General features: G+C 44.4%; 14 protein-coding genes. 1 reads left to right on the forward strand and 13 read right to left on the reverse strand.

Annotated features, from left to right (window positions below):
* Positions 1 to 93 precede the first annotated feature (93 nt).
* The 13 genes from MKX41_RS16780 to MKX41_RS16840 all read right to left on the reverse strand — a co-directional run bounded on the left by MKX41_RS16780 (position 94) and on the right by MKX41_RS16840 (position 17,204).
* Positions 94 to 1,209 (reverse strand): glycoside hydrolase family 88 protein, encoded by a 1,116-nt coding sequence (locus MKX41_RS16780; RefSeq protein WP_340971998.1) that lies wholly within the window; start codon positions 1,207 to 1,209, stop codon positions 94 to 96.
* Positions 1,190 to 3,064, reverse strand: a complete 1,875-nt coding sequence (locus tag MKX41_RS16785; RefSeq protein WP_340972000.1) for a DUF2264 domain-containing protein — start codon at positions 3,062 to 3,064, stop codon at positions 1,190 to 1,192. The genes MKX41_RS16780 and MKX41_RS16785 overlap by 20 nt, the downstream gene beginning before the upstream one ends.
* A gap of 24 nt (positions 3,065 to 3,088) precedes the next feature.
* The gene (locus MKX41_RS16790) at positions 3,089 to 4,687 is read right to left on the reverse strand and encodes a response regulator transcription factor (protein WP_340972003.1); all 1,599 of its coding nucleotides are present in this window, start codon (positions 4,685 to 4,687) and stop codon (positions 3,089 to 3,091) included.
* Positions 4,662 to 6,461 (reverse strand): cache domain-containing sensor histidine kinase, encoded by a 1,800-nt coding sequence (locus tag MKX41_RS16795; protein ID WP_256716403.1) that lies wholly within the window; start codon positions 6,459 to 6,461, stop codon positions 4,662 to 4,664. Before MKX41_RS16795 ends, MKX41_RS16790 begins: the two co-directional genes overlap by 26 nt.
* 105 nt (positions 6,462 to 6,566) lie before the next feature.
* A complete protein-coding gene (locus tag MKX41_RS16800) occupies positions 6,567 to 7,931 on the reverse strand; it encodes an ABC transporter substrate-binding protein (RefSeq protein ID WP_340972007.1) in 1,365 nt (454 codons plus the stop codon).
* Positions 7,932 to 8,070: 139 nt separating this feature from the next.
* Positions 8,071 to 8,853, reverse strand: coding sequence for a carbohydrate ABC transporter permease (locus MKX41_RS16805; protein WP_042194330.1), 783 nt, complete (start codon positions 8,851 to 8,853; stop codon positions 8,071 to 8,073).
* A 63-nt stretch (positions 8,854 to 8,916) separates the two neighbouring features.
* Positions 8,917 to 9,816 (reverse strand): carbohydrate ABC transporter permease, encoded by a 900-nt coding sequence (locus MKX41_RS16810; RefSeq protein WP_076284705.1) that lies wholly within the window; start codon positions 9,814 to 9,816, stop codon positions 8,917 to 8,919.
* 293 nt (positions 9,817 to 10,109) lie between these two features.
* Positions 10,110 to 11,492, reverse strand: coding sequence for an MATE family efflux transporter (locus MKX41_RS16815; protein ID WP_340972009.1), 1,383 nt, complete (start codon positions 11,490 to 11,492; stop codon positions 10,110 to 10,112).
* A gap of 18 nt (positions 11,493 to 11,510) precedes the next feature.
* The gene (locus MKX41_RS16820; RefSeq protein ID WP_042190718.1) at positions 11,511 to 11,942 is read right to left on the reverse strand and encodes a MarR family winged helix-turn-helix transcriptional regulator; all 432 of its coding nucleotides are present in this window, start codon (positions 11,940 to 11,942) and stop codon (positions 11,511 to 11,513) included.
* A 257-nt stretch (positions 11,943 to 12,199) separates the two neighbouring features.
* Positions 12,200 to 15,130: an insulinase family protein gene (locus tag MKX41_RS16825; RefSeq protein ID WP_340972013.1), complete on the reverse strand. Its 2,931-nt coding sequence runs from the start codon at positions 15,128 to 15,130 to the stop codon at positions 12,200 to 12,202.
* Between the two features lie 151 nt (positions 15,131 to 15,281).
* Entirely contained in the window at positions 15,282 to 15,755 is a 474-nt protein-coding gene (locus MKX41_RS16830; RefSeq protein ID WP_042190722.1) for a hypothetical protein, read from the reverse strand.
* The gene (locus tag MKX41_RS16835) at positions 15,752 to 17,014 is read right to left on the reverse strand and encodes a DNA polymerase IV (RefSeq protein WP_340972016.1); all 1,263 of its coding nucleotides are present in this window, start codon (positions 17,012 to 17,014) and stop codon (positions 15,752 to 15,754) included. The genes MKX41_RS16830 and MKX41_RS16835 overlap by 4 nt, the downstream gene beginning before the upstream one ends.
* Entirely contained in the window at positions 17,007 to 17,204 is a 198-nt protein-coding gene (locus MKX41_RS16840; RefSeq protein WP_076284709.1) for a hypothetical protein, read from the reverse strand. The genes MKX41_RS16835 and MKX41_RS16840 overlap by 8 nt, the downstream gene beginning before the upstream one ends.
* Positions 17,205 to 17,523: 319 nt before the next feature.
* Between MKX41_RS16840 and MKX41_RS16845 the strand changes: the two genes are divergently transcribed.
* Complete coding sequence (locus tag MKX41_RS16845) at positions 17,524 to 18,402, forward strand: helix-turn-helix transcriptional regulator (protein ID WP_042190729.1); 879 nt, start codon at positions 17,524 to 17,526, stop codon at positions 18,400 to 18,402.
* Positions 18,403 to 18,413 lie beyond the last annotated feature (11 nt).

Genomic DNA, 18,413 nt, shown 5'->3' on the forward strand with positions numbered 1-18,413 from the left:
GGCTGTGGAACTCTCCCTTTATTTGCAGATTAGGATGTATGTTGACGCTCGTTGTGGTCACTACGTGAATGGACCGTTGTTCCATTCATCCTACTACCAATATCCTCGGATTCCGGTCTGCATGCGGATCAATGCTTCTAAATAATAATAATCTCCCCAAATCATATAGCCATCAGGCACACGTCCGCCTCTGACATGATAGGAGCCATGCTTTAGAAGCCCCTCCGCCTCCGGATTTCCAGATGTCGCATAATGCTCTACTAAGGATTTCATGCTGCGGAGTAAGGCTGCTTCATAAATAGCGCGGTCCGGGTCATCTGCGTCCAGAAGATCCAGCAGCTCCAAAAGACCGGAAGCCGCAATGGCTGAAGCCGAGCTGTCGCGAGGGGTACTCGCTTCCACCGGCACATCAAAATCCCAATACGCCACATTATCCTCTGGAAGATGGCTGATAAAGTAATGAGCCAGACTTTTAGAAGTATTAAGGAAGTCTTCCTCTCGTGTATAACGATAAGCCAGGGCAAATCCGTATATTCCCCACGCTTGACCACGTGTCCAGGTCGATCCATCCTCATAGCCTTGATGTGTTCCTCCACGAATTGCACTTCCTGTAGCTGGATCAAAGTAAAAAGTATGATAAGAGGAAGCATCCCCACGCACAAGAAATTTCCGGCTCTTTAACGCATGTTCGAGTGCAATATCATAATAGCGATTGTCTCCCGTTTCCTCCGCAGCCCAGAACAGCAGAGGCAAATTCATCAAGCAGTCAATAATGATACGTCCCGCATTCTCGGGGTCACTCTCTAAACCCCAGGCCTGAAGGATTCCAGCGTTTTCACGCCAGCGCTTGCATAGAGTATCCGCAGCCTGTAGACCGACAGCTCGGGCCTCTTCGCTGCCTGTTATTTTCCACTCTGCTACTGCAGTCAGTGAGTACAAAAAGCCAATATCATGATGGTCCAGGGCGATGTGATGATCCAAACGATGCTTAAAGTCTTCTAACCAAGAAGCTGCCGCCTCCTTATAGAATGAATCTTTGCTATATTCATAAGCAAGCCACATCATGCCAACGTAAAATCCCTCTATCCAATCGTCATTGTCTCCCCATTCGTATTGTTGCCCCTCTGCGATATGAGGCAGTTTACCCGGATGGCCCGCGATATTACTCTTGATCTTGCGAATAGCATCCTCAATTGCCGTTGTCCACATCTTTGTCTCTCCTTTCCAATAAATCAACCGTATGAAGCACTGCATGGTTACGAGGATCGTAGATAACAATCCTTCCGTCCGACTGCTGCTGAATAATCGGCGGTGATGACAGACTCTCCTGATTCTCCGGAGTATTCGTTGCTCCAAAGACAGCAGATATCAGTACCTGATCTCCCGGCTCCAGTCTGGAGATCAAGCTCGGAAGAAACGTCCGAGGCTTCAGCAGATTAGTATTCGGTTCGGGTAGCACGCATTCTCCCCGGTCAAAACCGCTTAGCATATGTATGGCACTGATTCCCCAGGGCAATTGCACCGAGACAGCAGTGTTAGATACATGAATGGTTTCCCGATCACTGCGTGAGAAGCCAGCAGACTGGCCAATGGCAAATCCACCCTCCGCTACGTCGAGACACCGGGCGCTATGAATGCTGTGAATACGGACATGCCACAGACCCGCTGGAATAATCCATGTCTTCACATGTACATCGCTCCAGGGATGCCAGCGTGAATATACATAATTCTCTCCAATTTCCCACGTCTCGCAGAATCTGCGTACCCGGTAATGTTCATCGCATTCACACAATGCTAACGTAGAGTCGTAAGCGCCTTGAACTAAGCCATAACCCGCCTTCGGCACACTGAATCCGAACAGCGTGGAGTAAGCAAACTTGGAATATTTAGCTGCGCTATGGGCCATATCAAAGTTAGCCATCTGACCAGAGGTATAGGCAATAACATGCTTATTTCCTTCCGGACGACTCACCAGCATACGTGCCTCTTCGAGTGGTAACATCTCTTTCAATACAGGCAGTGGTTCTTCTTCCGCTTGCCAAAAAGGATGATCGTCCGGCAAGGCAAGAATAAGCATAGCTTTAAAGGCCCAATACGGTGATCCGGGGGCATTGTAGTTCTCCGTCATTACCAGATTCGGGTAAGCATATCCGATACTTAGTAATCCGTCTATTCCCATAATAGGCTTCTCAAACCACCAACGAAAATGACGCATTATAATTCCTTTGAGAACGCCATATGAAAAAGGAAGGACCTCGGCATACACCAGCGCACTCCAGAAAGAGACCTGCGCAAAACGATAGGTCAGACTACGTCCGAAAGGAATCGCACTTCCGTCCTCAGCAAACCAATACATAAAATCTTTGGCAAATTGCGCGGATCTTTCCCGGTAAACTGCAGCCCTCTGAGGATCATCATCCGCCATCAATTTAGCATATATCAGCGTATAATAATGCATAGCAAAAGCAATATAATAGTCTCTCTGATCGGTCAGCCCGTCGGAATACCAGCCATCACTCAAGTAATAGGTATCAATCTTCTCCAAATAATGATTCATTATCTCTTGATCGTAGGGCAATCCGACTTTCTTAAAGCCCACATTCACAAGAACCGTGAACATCAGCCAGTTATTCGGGTTCGAACGATCCACATGATTGATCTGGTTCAACCAGTTATATACCTGCATTTTCTGAACATCACTCAGCGGCTCCCACAGCTTATGCGGCGCAAGAGCAAGCCCCAGTCCCAGCACAGCTTGTTCCACCATACGCTGGTCTTTGGTTGAGAATTCACCCCAGTATTCTTCATGTTCAGGGTCAGTCCCATTGACGATCCCCTCGAGGAACTTCGGCCAAAGCGCACTCTCCCCTCCCCCGCTGGCATGGGGAACAAGCCCCCATAACGGACGAGCGAAGGCTTCCATAAGTGCGGTAGCTTCATTGTATATTGATCCTGTAGCTCCCATATCGATTCCTGCACATCCAGAAGTAAATCGACTATCCAGCGGAGCATATAGGTCATTTAAGAACATTTGTAATTCATTTTTAGTACCCTTCAGTTCCACAGTAATGGTTCCTCCAATCCAAACTCAATGCCAAGCCGCATATTCACTAGGCCTCATGCCCATTTCCCGTTTAAACAGCTTGATAAAATAACTTTTGTTGGCATATCCCAGATACTCGGAGATCTCTTCCACAGTCTTTCCAGACTGATTAAGCAGCTCTTTTGCCTTCTGAAGCTTTAGCATATTTACATATTCGATGAAATTCTGGTTTGTTTCCCGTTTAAACAAGCGGCTGAAATAGCTGGCATTCAAGTTCAAGCGTCCAGCCATGTCCTCCAGCGTTATTTTCTCCGTTACATGACTGATCACGAACTGCTGGGCTTTAATAACTTCACTCCGTTTGGACTTAATAGAGAATATACTTATTTTCCGCGCTAATTCTTCCAAGTACTGAACTAACCACTCTTCCAAATGCTCGAGGGTATCAATGTCACTCACCACGCTAAACAGCTTTTCTTCCGCCATAGGCAATGGAGACTGCAGCAGCTGTTTCGTCTTCAATTGCAAGTCCATCAGCAACCGGAGAACACATTCCTTAACTTCATTTGGATGAAACTTTTGCGTTGCCACCCATTCTCGCCATTCCTTTACATGAACACGAAGCTCTGTTTCCCTATTCAGGGCAATATCATCATTAATAACAGCGTACAGACTTCCATATTCGGCATAAATATCATCCCGCGAAAAGCTAATCTCTTCAAAACGGTGGATGCCCGCTGCTGGAAAATAAAACCGCTGGATCTTCTCCTTTAACATCCGCTGCAGTGTTCCGCGAATTTCCTCAGGACTGCGTGCCTCAGCACCAAATATGCAGGAGACAGACAGCTTGAGATATTTCTGTACCGCAGAGGCTGCATTTTGAATGGAATGATAGATCGCTTGGTGGTCTCTGGAAGACTGGTCGCTGCAGAAAAGAATAACAATCTCCTTATGGCTGTATCTCGAGAGAAATAAACTGTGATCAGTCTCAAGCACTTCCTGCATAATATTCTCGACGGCAAAAGAAATCGTATATTCACTCATACGGCGCACCCGTGAGGCTTCCTCTGGACGGTCAATCACTATAAGCATTGGAATGTAGGTCTTGGCATGGATCATAATTCCGTTTGACCGGGCTTGCTCGATCCAAGCTACCTTGTCCCAAGATTGGTATAACGTATCTTTTAGAAACTTTTCTTTTAGCGCAGCACGGTTTTGTGATTGCTTTTGCTTATATACCTGCATCTCGGTATGCTGCTGCCTGTTCAGACCCACTTCCTTCACAAGTGTTCTGAGTGCATGTTCCAGCTGCTCGATATTCAGTGATTCTTTTAAAATATATTCTCCTACGTTTAATTTCAGCGCCTGCTGAGCGTATTTGAACTCGTTGTGGCAGGACAGAATAATCGCACGAATTCCGGGCTTCATCGCTCTGAATTTCTCAAGCATCTCCAGTCCGTTCATCTTAGGCATGCCAATATCGGTGATAATCAGATCCGGTGGATTCTGCCGTGCTTTTTCCCAAGCCTCAAGACCGCTATAATAACATCCGGTGAGTTCAATCCCGAGCTCACTCCATGACACGGCTTGCGACAAATAACGGATAACCGGATAGTCATCATCCACCAAAATTGCCGTCAGCATTCTCTATACCCACCTTTCCGTAGTTCAGTGGAAACTCCAAACAAATCTCCGTACCCACATCAGGTTCGCTTGATATATTCAACTTAAATGAAGCACCATAAATCATACTGAGGCGTTGGGCCACATTACGTAAGCCTATGCCGGAGAATCCTTTTCTGTCCTCTTCTGCAATTTGCTCACTACTGTATGCGGTTTCACGAAGTCTTTTTAAATTCTCCTGTGACATTCCTATGCCATTATCCTTAATGGTGATAACCAAGGTTCCTGTAGTTGCAATAATACGAGCTTCAATAAAGATCTCACCACCAAACTGCTCGAAACCATGGATGATGGCATTCTCGATCATAGGCTGAATCATAAACCGAGGCACCAGTGCTTCAGCAGTTCCGTCTGCTAAATTCATTTCCAGCCTGACCTGATTGGCATGACGAAAATTCATCAAAGTCACATAATGAGATATCGTATCTGTCTCCTCACGAAGCGGGATAAACTCATTGTCTCTGTTAAAGGTCATACGGAGCAAAGACGACAACGAACCAATCAACTCTGCGTTCTCCTTGTCTCCTTGCATCAGAATATTTAACCGGATCGAATTCAACAGATTAAACATAAAGTGCGGATTGATCTGTGCCTGCAGCATTTCCAGTTCAGCTTTTCTTTTTCCTGTTTGCTCATAGGTGATTTGTTCAATCATGGACTCGATTCGATCTAGCATTTGGTCGATGGTACGGGCCAGTTGAGCCGCCTCATTATTCCCACGGATTAGCGAACGTTCGTCCAATTGACCACGACCTATTCGCTTTACAAAAGCACTTAATTTCACGATGGGCTGAGTCAGCTTAGAGATTAGAACGGTTAAGAGAACGGAAAAGAAGGTAAAGAATAGAATTTGCACGGCTAAGCTGATAAATAAAATCTGTTTATTCTTTGACAATGCCGCCTTCATAGGGATAATGCTCACCATCTGCCATCTGTTGCTGCTCAGCTCCTGGTCAACATACAAAAATTTCTCCCCACTGATCTCGACAGTATCAAGCCGACCTTCCTTTTTCCACCACGTCATTGTTTCACCAATTCGGGCTGGATCAGCATGTGAGACTACAGTTCCCTTGTCATCCAAAAGCATCATTTCTTTGCCATTGTCATTGTTCAGATAAGGGCGGAGTTTACGCTCATTGATGTTGATAATCATATATCCGATCGTGCTGCTGGAGGTCGATTGTATAGGTCTCGCAATAGTTACCCAATTGGCTGAGCCCTTATCAGAATAGTTGTAGTATGTGTCGTGCTCCGCTCTCCAGAAAGTCGAAATCGGCTGAGTTTGTTTCAATAGTGACATCCAACGCTCGCTATAAAAGGTTTTCGGATTAAAGTCGCTATAAGGATAACTCGTATAAATAAATCCATTCTTACCGATCAGCGTCACTTTCAAATACTCTGAAAGAACGAACATATCATCCAGCATCCGCGACATACGGTTATACTGGATGATCTCTTTCGCTGAATGGAGCGACTCTGGAACAGCAGACATCATCTGCCTGATTTCGCTGTTCTGAAGCACAAAATTGGACTGCTCCAGCGTTTGTTCAAAAATGGCATTCATATTGGCACTGGACGCATTGAGAGATTCTCTTGCGCTGCCAACGGCCTTCTCCAGAATCAGATCCCGGGTTAAATAATCTGTAACCATGTAAATGCAGACTAGCGGGATCAGTACGCAAATCATTGAAGACCAGACAAGTTTCATTCGAAGTGATTGATGCTTTCTAAACACGGATGACAGGCCCCATATCTGTTTTAAATTTGGAGCAGGAGGCAGAAATGCTTTCCTGCCCCCACATTATAAGCCCCCTTGGGGAAGCGTACAATCAGTCTCCGCCTACTTTCCGCTGTTGTTCTGAACGACTTCCGTAATTTTCTTATCGATATTGGTAACGGTGACATCCAGATCCTGTTGGCCAAGGAGATACATTTCCGCTTCTGGAATAACGTTGTTCTTAGCTTCATCCGCATATTTAGCCGGAACTTGCGTCGCACCAGGTGCCGAATTCTCCATCGTATATTTCAGGGATTCAACATCAATCATAGATGGATCCTTAGAACCACTCACAATCGTATCCACCAATTTGTTCGTATCCGATTTCGCCCAGCCAGAGAAGACACGTCCGCCAATTTCCAGTCCTTCTGAGGTATACCAGCGTACAAAGGTGTAAGCAGCTTCCTTATGCTTGGATTTAGCAGCGATCCCCATGTAGGTTGGCTGAACAGGTGAGTAATGTTTGCTCTCACTATCCAGTCGAGGGATCGGCGCAAACGCGGTAACGAAGGTTGCTGGAATGGCATCCGTTCCACCCGATTCCGCAACCATCCAGTCACCCATCGGAAGCATCGCTGCTAAACCATTAAAATACTGATTCCGGTAGGCAAGCTTCTGCGAAATAATATCCTCGTAAGGAGTAGCACTCTTATCTTCGTACATCATTTTCTTCATCATCTGCAGATTAGCCTTAAATTGCGGGTCTAGGGCATTGGAGGTTCCGTCAGATTTTAGAAAAGTATTATCCTCAGGTTTACTCATCAGCTGGAGTTGGAAATAATCCGGCCAATTGTGCAGATAGGCGCCAAAACGCTTCGTTGCGCCCTCACCCTTGGTCAATTTCTTGGCATACTCTTCGAAATCCGCCCATGTCCAGTCGGTCGGAACCGGCAGACCAGCCTCATCTAGCATTTCTTTGTTAAGAAGCACGAACCAGCGCTGCATAGATGACGGTAACGCATAGACTTTGCCATTGACCGTAGTGTCCACTAGATATTCATCGGAGAGCTTATACCCTTCTTTCTGAATATATTCGTCCATCGGCGCTAACACACCGATATCTGCACGCTGCGAATAGTTGGTATACGGCAGTTCGACAATATCCAGCGGGTCACTTGCAGCGGCCATCAAATCCAGCTTCTGCATAGAGGCTACAGAATCCCCTTTTTCATTCAGTAGATCCACTTCTACATGAATGTCGGGATGCGCCTTCTCAAACTCTGCGATAATCGTGCTCCACTTCGCTTTGGCTTCCGTCTGCCAAGTACTCAGCTTCAGCGTAACCTTCTCTGCTGCAGGCTCCTTATTTCCACCAGCATCAGGCGCATCTGTTGCTCCTGCATTATTTGTTTTCGCATTTCCACCGCAAGCGGCCAATGACAACGCCATAGATGTGATCATAAGCACGGATAATAATTTCTTTTTCATATAGACCCTCCTATAAATGTGTTGGGTATACCTCGCTTTACAGCCAAAGCTATGTAACTGCTTACAAGAACATCCTAACATGCAGGATAGACGAGTAAAGTTCTCATATTCTACCGAAGAGAAACTATTTTGACTTTTATTATCCTTTCACGCCTCCGAGGGCAATCCCCTCAATAACCTGCTTCTGACCGAGAGCAAAAATAATCAGCAGTGGCAGAATTGCAGATACCGCACCAGCCATCATGAGGGAATAAACATCCCCGTATTGGTCCCCAAACAACCGAATACCTAACTGAATAGTAAACAGCTCTTTAGATTTCAAAAAAATGAGTGGGTACTGATAGTCGTTCCAGGTCCAGATAAAACGCAGTATAGCGTAAGTAGCTACAGCGGGACGGATCAGAGGAAATGCAATTTGTAGAAAAGAACGAAAATGACCTGCTCCATCCATCCGCGCTGATTCAAGATACTCGTTGTTTACCCCCATAAAAAATTGCTTGAGCATAAACGCACCGATAATACTAAAGCTGTTAATTAAGATCAATCCTAAATGCGTATCAATCAGATTTAGCCAGTTAAATAGTAGAAACTGTGGAACCAGCGAAGCCTGCGGAGGAACCATGTAAAGGGCCAATACAACTACAAACATCGCATCTCTACCCGGAAAACGCAGCTTGGAGAACCCATAAGCAGCCAGTGCGCATATCAGCACATTAATTATAGTCGTTGCCAGCGTAATATAAATGGAATTTCCGTAATAACGAGCGAAATCACCTGACCAAACCTGTTTATAATTCTCAATGAGGTTCCACTGCTGCGGCAGCCATTGTATCGGAAAATCAAACACATCTTTCTCCAGTTTAAAGGAAGTGGATAACATCCATAGAAACGGTAAAAGAAATGCGATACCTAACAGTCCCATTGCGATTGTCCAGAACGTTCTGGATAGAAGCTCTTTTCTCACTGTAATTTCTCCTTTCTGCCTTTAATAATTGACCCATTTTTTTTGCGCTAACATCTGCAGGGCTGTAATGATCAGGCAGATGAGGAACAGGACAAGTGCCATGCTAGAGGCATAACCAGTCTTCAATTGATTGAAGGCTGTGTCATATAGCTCATAAACGATAACGGTCGTGGAATTGGCCGGTCCACCCTGTGTCAGCACTTGGATCAGATCGAAGATTTTAAATGAACCAATGACCCCTGTAACCAGCAGGAAAAAGGTAGTTGGCGAAATGCATGGAACCGTGATATTGCGGAATTTACGCCAGCTATTGGCCCCATCAATATCAGCTGCTTCATAAAGGTCCTTTGGAATACTCTGTAACCCAGCGATAAAAATAATAATGTTGTAACCGAGTTGAATCCAAATCTGGATCAACATAAGCGACGGCAAAGCATAATGGATATCAGCTAACCATTTTGGCGGATTACTCCACCCCAGTGACATCAGGAATTGATTGACAGGTCCTAATGAGGGATGAAACATTACCTGCCAAACCATAGCGATGGCAACTACACTGGAGATGTAGGGAAGGAAGTAAATCACTTTAAACAAGTCCTTCAGGAACACCTGTTTATCAATCAGGATCGCTAACAGCAGAGCAACGATGATCGTAACCGGTACTGTGATAATAAAGAGCAGATTGTTCAGCAAGCTTTTCATAAAAGCATCATCATGAAACAGCCTTATGAAATTATCCATGCCCGCGAACTTAATCCCCCCTAACCCAGCCACAAAGTTCCAGTTCGTGAAGCTTAACAGCAGTGAGCCCAGCACTGGGATCAACGTCAAGATGATCAGCCCCAACATCAGTGGAGCGACGAATAAATACCCAGCGATTGCTTCGCGCGTATCCATTTTAAGATGAAATTTTCGTATCATAGTTCTCCTCCTTTACTTATCCATAATTGTAGAAAAAGTAAGCCGTAATCATAAGAACTAGAATTGTTCATTTTGGAACTAATTTTACCGATCCTTTAGTTGCGAAGTTTTCTAGACAACCAAGTATAAACGCCTTTGGCGTCCTTATAAGGACGCCAAAGGCGTTTATGCGAGAAATATAAGACATAAAGTATATTGTAAAACTTATACTTTCTTATATTTGCAAAAAAAGCGCGAGCCATGCTCCCGCCATCCACTACATTTCTATTTTTCCACGTAAAGTAAAGATCGTTTTACACGGACGCTACCTCTATAACACCTTTTCCATCCCCGCCCGTGCTTTTCAGCTTTTTACTAAAAATCATAAACAAGATGACGCCCATTAAGCTCGTTATAACTTCTGTTATGGTCATTGACCAGATCACGCCATGAAGTCCAAAGACAGAATGTAACACGATAATCATAGGGATAAACAATACGCCTTGTGTGATGGCCATAATGTTAGTTGGTATCCCCTGTCCGGTCGCTTGAAAAATACTCATAAACAAACCTGTAAATCCATTAAATAAAGCGGAAATCAGCATGGCTACCAAAATATAAGTTCCCATACTTAACACTGAAGGATCATTAGAGAAGAAATGCAGGATTGTTCCTCTAAACAGAAACACTAGACCTACAAAGACAAAAGCAATACCTCCGATATAGGCAAAAGCATGTTTAATCGTTGATTTAAGTCTCGCCATATTTTGACTAGCAAAGTTAAACGCAAATAGCGGAATCAAACCTAAGAATAAGCCCATTGATAAGAACTCCGGAACTTGCACAATTCTTAAGGCCACACCAAATCCGGCAACCACATTTTCTCCATATTGAATCGCGAAGTTATTTAACAAAAGCGTGCTCACAATCACAAAACTAAATTGCAATAACTCCGATACACCTATTTTGTATACTTCTAATTGATCACGAACAGATATCTTGAAATGCTTCAAAAATCCCCTTAAATGCTCACTTTTCGTTTCTAAAAAATAGACATAATAAATCGCGGAACCCACATTCGCTAAAACCATCGCCAACGCAGCACCTGCCACATGCCATTTCAACACAAGAATAAAGAGTGGATCAAAAATTAAACTTAAAGCCGTACTAATAAAGATACCATACATCGATTCTTTGGAGGCACCTTCGGAACGGACTAGCTGTTCCAAGGCAAAATTAAGCACAATGGCAAATCCACCGGCAAAAAGGGTCAAAGCATAATCCTTAGTAAAGTCTAGAGTAGCAGCATCTGCGCCTAGTAATCGCGTAATTGGATCAATCGCTAACATCGCTATTAGAGCAATAAGAATACCCACTATAATGCTTCCATAAAAAGTGTATCCGGCAACCTTCTTTCCCTTCTCCGTATCCTTTTGCCCCGCGAGCCTTGTAATAAATGTTCCGCCACCTACGCCAAGCATATTCCCAAAGGCCATAAGGACTGTGAAGATGGGTAGACCCAGCGTAATGGCAGTCAGCATACTAGTATTGTGGAGTAAGCCAATGAAATAAGCATTGATTACATTATAGATGGTACCAACAGACATCCCGATCATCATAGGAATGGATAAATGAGCAATTGCCTTCTTGATCGGCGCCGATTCTAAATAATATTGATTGGAGACTTCTGTTTCCATGATTAACCCTCCGAACGTTTATAGACTTGAATTAACTTTTTGCAGTAAAGACTTTAAGTTTGCTGTTTCTTCCGGACTGAGTGCTTTTGTAATGCTTGCTTCTACCCCTGAGAAAATCTCATTGAACTCCTCGACCAAAAGAGCGCCCTTTTCCAAAACAAAAATGCTCTTCTGCCGTTCATCATTTTCAGGTGTGACACGCTTGATATAGCCTTTCTTTTCTAACCCTTGAAGCATGCTGGTGATACTCGCCCCTTTTCTATTAAAGACTTCCGCCAAATCCTTTTGAATCACACCTTTTTCTTGATGCTCAAAAATATAACCGATCATGCGTCCTTGCTGTGAATTCAGCCCTAGCTCATTCAGCCTGGCGTCAGCTGTACTTTTTAGTTTCATCCCGATCTCTCGAATCAAATTAGAAAATGGTGTATTTTCAACGGGTTTGCTCATTGTTATTTCCTCCGCATTCGTATTAGTTAGAACTCTAAGTAACATCATTATCATAATAGTTAGAACTCTAACTGTCAATATTCTAACTAAATAAACTGATTTATTTTTCCTTTTAGGTAAGTACATGACTGCGGTGAATGTTTGGACTTCCGGCCGCTGTTCCTTTGTAGAATGTTTTTTTAGTTCACCTTATTAAAAAACGCCCCTCTCCAGCACATGCCCGTAGACATATACTGAAAAGGAGCGATTAGAGAAACTTACTTCACAAGTTCTTCCAGCTTTCCGAATAAAGCGGTTTTCGATTTCAGCTTTGAAGCATTGCCGACTACAGTGAAATAGTTCTGTTCCGTCACAGCCTTAAGTAAATCGGTGTACTGTCTGATATCTTCCGGTGTTGTCGACAAGATTTCATCCCGCTCTCGCTGCAGCTCGGCCTCCGTCACCTGTTCAAAATAATGTCGGTCCGCCCGCCGTCCCTGTGCGCTGGGACTAAGAGGCTGATCCAGCATAGATAAGGTGCCAATGATCGCTTTGGTCATCTCATCGGGATCTGCTTCATACCCCTCAACAAATCGATAAGCCTGATCATAAACCTCCAGCGTCTCCTGCAAATTCGGATCACGGTAGGAGGTGAACATCATTATCCCATCTCTGCGCAGAACCACGTTTCCGCCATACGCACCGCCCTTCACACGTACGGCATTCCACAGATAGGTAAGGCTCATGATTTTCTTGAGCACCTGCATTTTGCCTGAATATGTGAATCCTAGCTTAGTGAAGTCGTATCCCTTAACCACATATTGCACCTGGCTGGAAGACATGAATCCTTCATTGTCCGCATGTCCCTGTGCCGTAATCTTAGGCCTATTTACTACTGGCCGATCCTGGATACCCAGCTTCGCTGCATTAGCTATGAATTCTTCATACAAATCAGGCGTACCAGTCACGCTGATGATCAAATTGTTTTTATTGAACAAATCCCCACAGATGCCCTTCAGTGTGTCTGCCACCTGAGCTCCCTGTTGGTCGAACGTCTCCGCAAGCTCGCGGATAAAGCGGTAATAAGTAACACCGCCCTGTTGTTCCTGATAAGCTCCCATATCCGAGAAATAGGACATCAGGCGGCTGGCCGCAATCTCATTCCCTCTTTGATTCAGAATCGATTCCATCTGCGAGGCTTCCCGGCGGACGATTTCCTGCAGCTTGGTCAGATTGTCGAGCGCACTTGTGTAGAGTATCTCTCGCAGTAGGTCCAGTGATTCACCAATATGCCCCGCCATCACCTTCACCAGCGCAGAGAATTTAGGCTGATAGCTCGCCCCCGTAGCTTTTGCAGCGCCATAGAGCTCATTCCTGAAATATACGCCCCCGGTTTTGATCCCGATTTCACTGGTGAGCTCTTTAATAGCGTAAGAGGCAGTCTCCATTTGGCCCAATACCTCTGCCAATAGCACCAAATAAGGAATCTTTTCAGGGGCTATAACACCCGTATCCCAATAAAGCTTGCAGTAGGCAATCTTATGGGTAGCTACCTCATGGTGGATCACCTTTATGCCCTCATGGATTTGTTCATGGGTCGGCACCTGAGGTTCTACGCTGCGGTTAATATCCTGTAAAGACAAGCTCGGTAGCTTCTGTAAATCTTCGGCTGCATCCGCACGACTCTGCCGCGCCAGAAGATGCTGTGTACTCTGAACAAGCTGCTCCAACTGATCTGGTTGCAGTGACGCTTTGTATTCACTCAATTGATGCTGAGTAGATGCTTCCTTTTCCGCTGCGATCGTCTTGGACGGGTTCAGTACCACTACACTGCAATGATCACTGTTCAGCAAATAGTCCTCAATCAGCTTCTCAAAATAACGGTCCGCAAGCTTTTCCCGAATGGCCGTGAGCACCTCTTCATAGCGCATGTGAGTAGTCGGCTGACCGTCATAGAGCCAGGATTTCATCACTTCGATATTGTAAGTAAGACCCTTCGGATACTGGTTAAAGTCCGCTTCCCGCAGTTCAAATTCCTTACTGTTGACCGCTGCCAGCACCAACTTCTCATCTAGTCCGTCCTGGACCAAACGCTTTAATGTAGTCTTCACCAGCTCCACAAAGGCATCTTTGGAGGAGGCATTGGAATGCGTCAGCGTAATACCTAGCAGCGGTTGAACCATACTGTCGGAATAAAAAGCAAACGCGTCTTTGCCAAGTCCACTTTCGAGCAAGGCTTGCTTGAGCGGAGCTGCGTTGCTGTCCATCAGCATGCTTTTTAAAATATCAAAAGCAAGGTTCAGTTCCCGATCAGTAGAAGTTCCAATCACATAATTCAGACTCAAATAAGTCTTATCAGTGGCTGTTTCTGCTTCCAGAATCGGATAATCCCCTACCAGCTCCGTCATTCCAATGGGCTGTTGTAGGGCAATGGAAGTATCAAAGCTATTCCGTTCATAAGACCCAAGATATTCCTGGTCTATAAATTGCAGCTTTTCTTCAATATTAACGTCTCCGTAGAGATAAAAATAACTGTTAGACGGATGATAATAATTGCTGTGCGCCTTGAGAAACTGCTCATAGGTTAGCGCAGGAATTTCCTGTGGATCTCCACCTGAAGAATGACGGTAAATCGTGTCGGGATACAATGACTTTTTGATTCTATCCATCAATACCGTAGTCGGCGAGGAATATGAACCTTTCATCTCGTTGTAAACCACGCCTTTATAGATTAACTCATCTTCGGGATGCTGAAGCTCGTAGTGCCAGCCCTCTTGCTCAAAAATTTCTTGTTGCTTATAAATATTCGGTTGAAAAACACTATCCAGATAAACCTCCACCAAATTAGAGAAGTCCTGATCGTTCCGGCTCGCTACCGGATACATCGTCTTATCCCCAAACGTAAATGCGTTCAGGAACGTCTGCATCGAGCCTTTCAATAATTCTACAAATGGTTCCTTGACCGGATATTTCTCTGAACCACATAATACGGAATGCTCCAAAATATGAAAGACCCCCGTACTATCTTCAGGCGGGGTCCTGAAGCTTACACTAAATACCTTGTTGTCATCCTGATTCTGCACGAACAGCAGCCTGGCGCCGCTCTTCAGATGTTCCAGCGTGAATACGTTGGATTCGTTCTCCGGGATAAATTCCTCATTAACAACCTGAAATCCATAATAAGTGTTCCCTGTGATCAAACGGCTCATAGATTTCCCTCCTCTGTTTAGGGATATGATAACTCTACATGAGCTTATCATATCCCTGGGCGATTATTCCATCAGTAGAAGGTCTCCGGGATTAATTTCTGGTTCACATAAAACAAGACCACGCCAGTATAATTACTGACAAAGCCTTGTTTTATTTCAAATGATCTTTTAATATTGCTCCGAGTTCAGCTGTGTATTTAGTCAACCTTAAGCTTATCTCTGTACGCATAACATCTCGAGTTAATCCAAAGCGTTCCTGATATCCTCGGCAAAAGATTTTGTAATACACCAAGAATTCCTCCTGTTCATCTGCCAGCACCCTGATATTCCGCTGTTTCAGCTCTTTTTGCAGCCGATAAGTATCCTGCATGATCCGGCGTTGAATGGCTTGACCAGCCATCAGATAGGCACGTTTAAGAATGTTGCTGGAGGGCTCGATCTCTTTCAGGCTCTTGCTAACCATAGTATCTATATAAGGAAGCAAAATGAGGTCTCGAACCATCGTACGTTCCTCCATAGTTATCATTTTATCTGGGTTCTCACGCTGCTGTTCCTCATACTGCTCAACATGCTCGGTCATGATCATTTTCGTTTTCCAGCGTTCATTACCCTCAAGTTTACTCATTTATAGTGACCTCCAATCTGTTCAGCTCTTTCTAGGGCAACACCGGATTCAAGCATAGATGAAGCTCTGATAAGAGCTTTACTGCCATAACGAGCTTTTATTTGATCGATTGCACGTTCTTTGTTGTAAGCCCGAACCCTGTCATCAAAGAGTGTAAGTTGGACGACGCTATCATCTGATAGGTTAGTCAAGGAAATCGCTAATCGACCTATGGGAAGGCCCGACCAGTTGTCTGCAAATAATTTTTGCGCAGCAGCAGCTACTTCGTGGGTTAGTGATGTTGGTTCGGGCAATGTCATCTGACGCTCGTAAGCATTTGAACGCTCTCCGTCCGTCTCTAAAACTGAAATAGATACTACCGATCCCATATAACCATACCGCCGTGCTCGCTGGCATACTTCAATGACGAGCTCAAGCAGCACAACCTCAATATCCGTATGCCTGGTGTATAAATTCCAGCGCAGAGCCTTACCATGTCCCACTGATTTGATTTGATGACGCATTCCTGTGACCACTGGACTAGGATCTAGCCCGCGCGCAGTTTGCCAATAATATTCCGCTTGAATATCACTTTGCTTACCCATGGTAGTTCGCATTCGTCGCTTAAATTCTGACAGTTCCATTCGCGCAATATCTCCAATTGTGGATATACCCATACGCCAAAAATTCTTGGTCATTCTAGCCGCTACCATAAACATATCCTGCACGGGAAGTTTCCAAAGGGTCGTCTCTAATTGGTCAAAAGAAAGTTCATATATCCCATCCTTCATCTTTTTGGCGTAGTTATCTGTCGCCATCTTTGCCATAACCTTAGTAGATCCAATACCTACCCGAGTCCAGACTCCCGTCGAAAGTAAAACATGATGCTGAATTTTATGAATCATATCCTGCAGCGATCCTCCGAAATATGCAAGAGATCCTGTGACATCAAGAAACTGCTCATCGATACTGTAGGGTTCTACCAGGTCAGTGTATGTTCGATAAATCTCTGATATCAAGAGCGATACTTTAATGTAAGTCCCCATACGGGGACGTATTACGATTAGTTCTGGGCATTTTGCTAAAGCTTCACCTACACGCGAAGCCGTTGTTACACCCTTTGCTTTTGCAAGCGGGCAGGCCGCCAACACAATACCGTTCATTCTTGTCGGATCCCCTACTGCAACAGGTTTATCTCGATATTCAGGATGGGCAGCCTTCTCCACAGAGGCGTAAAATGCCTGGCAGTCAGACAGTAGTATGACACGCTCCTTAGGCATGACGCTTTTCCTGCACGGGCTGCCATGAAAGAATATTTGCTGCCAAGAACATGCGAGGCGTTCCTGTAGTCAGACAGCTTGCTCGTATGCGTCCGTCACGGATACTGTGTATTTCAATTTTCCGCTGGCTGATATTTCTCGCCTTATCCTGATATATAATTTCAATTATTTGGCCGATGCTGATTTGCATGCGATCGCCTCCATAAAAATAAGAACACTTGTTTGTATTATATGCGTAATCGGGAATTTTAAGCAACAAAAAAGGTGAGGTAATTTCCCCCACCACACCGGATCTGATTTTTTTAAAGCTGAGAATAATCTAATCCAGACCGAACGAGATCACAGTTCATTAGAGTGCATCCATGTGCAATAAAAAATGAGCATCCAGACCTGCGTATTCAACAGAGATTGAACAGACAACGAAAAAAGTTTACACTTTGATAGAGTAAACAACAGTAGTAAATTATTGATCTGTACTCAAAAGCTTTTTCTAGAAAGGAATTTTGCTAATGTTCCGTTCCTCCTACACCTTTCGTTCGGAAGAAGAAGCTTCCATGCTTCTGTTTGATTCTATCGGTTGGGAACAACTCGATTCACCTGCCTACTCCTTCAACGGCCAGAACCGGACGGAGAGAAGTTGTGTTATTTTTCAGTACACATTATCGGGAGAGGGTAGAATTGAAATAGATGGGGTTGTTCATCGGTTAACGAAGGGCAAAGCTTTTCTAGTGACTGTCCCCAGCATACACAGGTACTATTATCCGGAAGAAGGCACCGAGCCTTGGGAAGTTTTATGGCTCAATTTACGGGGGCCTTTAGCGATTTCACTTTGGAACCAACTCGCTGCTCATTGTGGTCCAATTGTAGAACTCCCCCAAGAATCGGTTTCGATAGATTTATTGTGGAGTACATTCAAGGACATTCAGGTTCATGAAGAAAGAGATTTGCATCTTTTAACGGGAAAAGTCTTTCAGTGGATCTTGTCCATGGAGAAATACCTCAAGAAACCAAATTTGTTAACCACTTATATAAAAAATGACAAGCTTCACGCCGCTATTCAATTCATGAAGGATGATCTGCATAATAATAATCTAAGCTTAGACGATGTTGCCGCTCATGTTGGTGTTTCCAAACATCATCTTTGCAGACTGTTTCAAAAAAACATCAATCTTTCACCCTTTGAATATTTAAAAAGACGGCGGATCGAGTTGGCAGCTTCCAAGCTTAAAACAACAGATTTGAGTATCAACCAGATTGCGACGGAAAGCGGATTTGATAATGCCAGCTACTTCGGAAAGGTTTTCCGGTCCTATTTTGGGGTCAATCCTTCGACTTACCGCGAACAGGATCTGGCGTTCCAAACCAAACATGTATTTTTCGAAAATTGATCCATATAACA

The organism is Paenibacillus sp. FSL R5-0475 (assembly GCF_038004585.1).
In the GTDB taxonomy this organism is placed as follows: Bacteria; Bacillota; Bacilli; order Paenibacillales; family Paenibacillaceae; genus Paenibacillus_AQ.

Coding starts and splice junctions, on each gene's coding strand:
- MKX41_RS16835 (WP_340972016.1), bottom strand. CDS start 17,014: ATGCCTAAGGAGCGTGTCATACTACTGTCTGACTGCCAGGCATTTTAC.
- MKX41_RS16800 (WP_340972007.1), bottom strand. CDS start 7,931: ATGAAAAAGAAATTATTATCCGTGCTTATGATCACATCTATGGCGTTG.
- MKX41_RS16805 (WP_042194330.1), bottom strand. CDS start 8,853: ATGGGACTGTTAGGTATCGCATTTCTTTTACCGTTTCTATGGATGTTA.
- MKX41_RS16815 (WP_340972009.1), bottom strand. CDS start 11,492: ATGGAAACAGAAGTCTCCAATCAATATTATTTAGAATCGGCGCCGATC.
- MKX41_RS16820 (WP_042190718.1), bottom strand. CDS start 11,942: ATGAGCAAACCCGTTGAAAATACACCATTTTCTAATTTGATTCGAGAG.
- MKX41_RS16830 (WP_042190722.1), bottom strand. CDS start 15,755: ATGAGTAAACTTGAGGGTAATGAACGCTGGAAAACGAAAATGATCATG.
- MKX41_RS16790 (WP_340972003.1), bottom strand. CDS start 4,687: ATGCTGACGGCAATTTTGGTGGATGATGACTATCCGGTTATCCGTTAT.
- MKX41_RS16840 (WP_076284709.1), bottom strand. CDS start 17,204: ATGCAAATCAGCATCGGCCAAATAATTGAAATTATATATCAGGATAAG.
- MKX41_RS16845 (WP_042190729.1), top strand. CDS start 17,524: ATGTTCCGTTCCTCCTACACCTTTCGTTCGGAAGAAGAAGCTTCCATG.
- MKX41_RS16810 (WP_076284705.1), bottom strand. CDS start 9,816: ATGATACGAAAATTTCATCTTAAAATGGATACGCGCGAAGCAATCGCT.
- MKX41_RS16780 (WP_340971998.1), bottom strand. CDS start 1,209: ATGTGGACAACGGCAATTGAGGATGCTATTCGCAAGATCAAGAGTAAT.
- MKX41_RS16825 (WP_340972013.1), bottom strand. CDS start 15,130: ATGAGCCGTTTGATCACAGGGAACACTTATTATGGATTTCAGGTTGTT.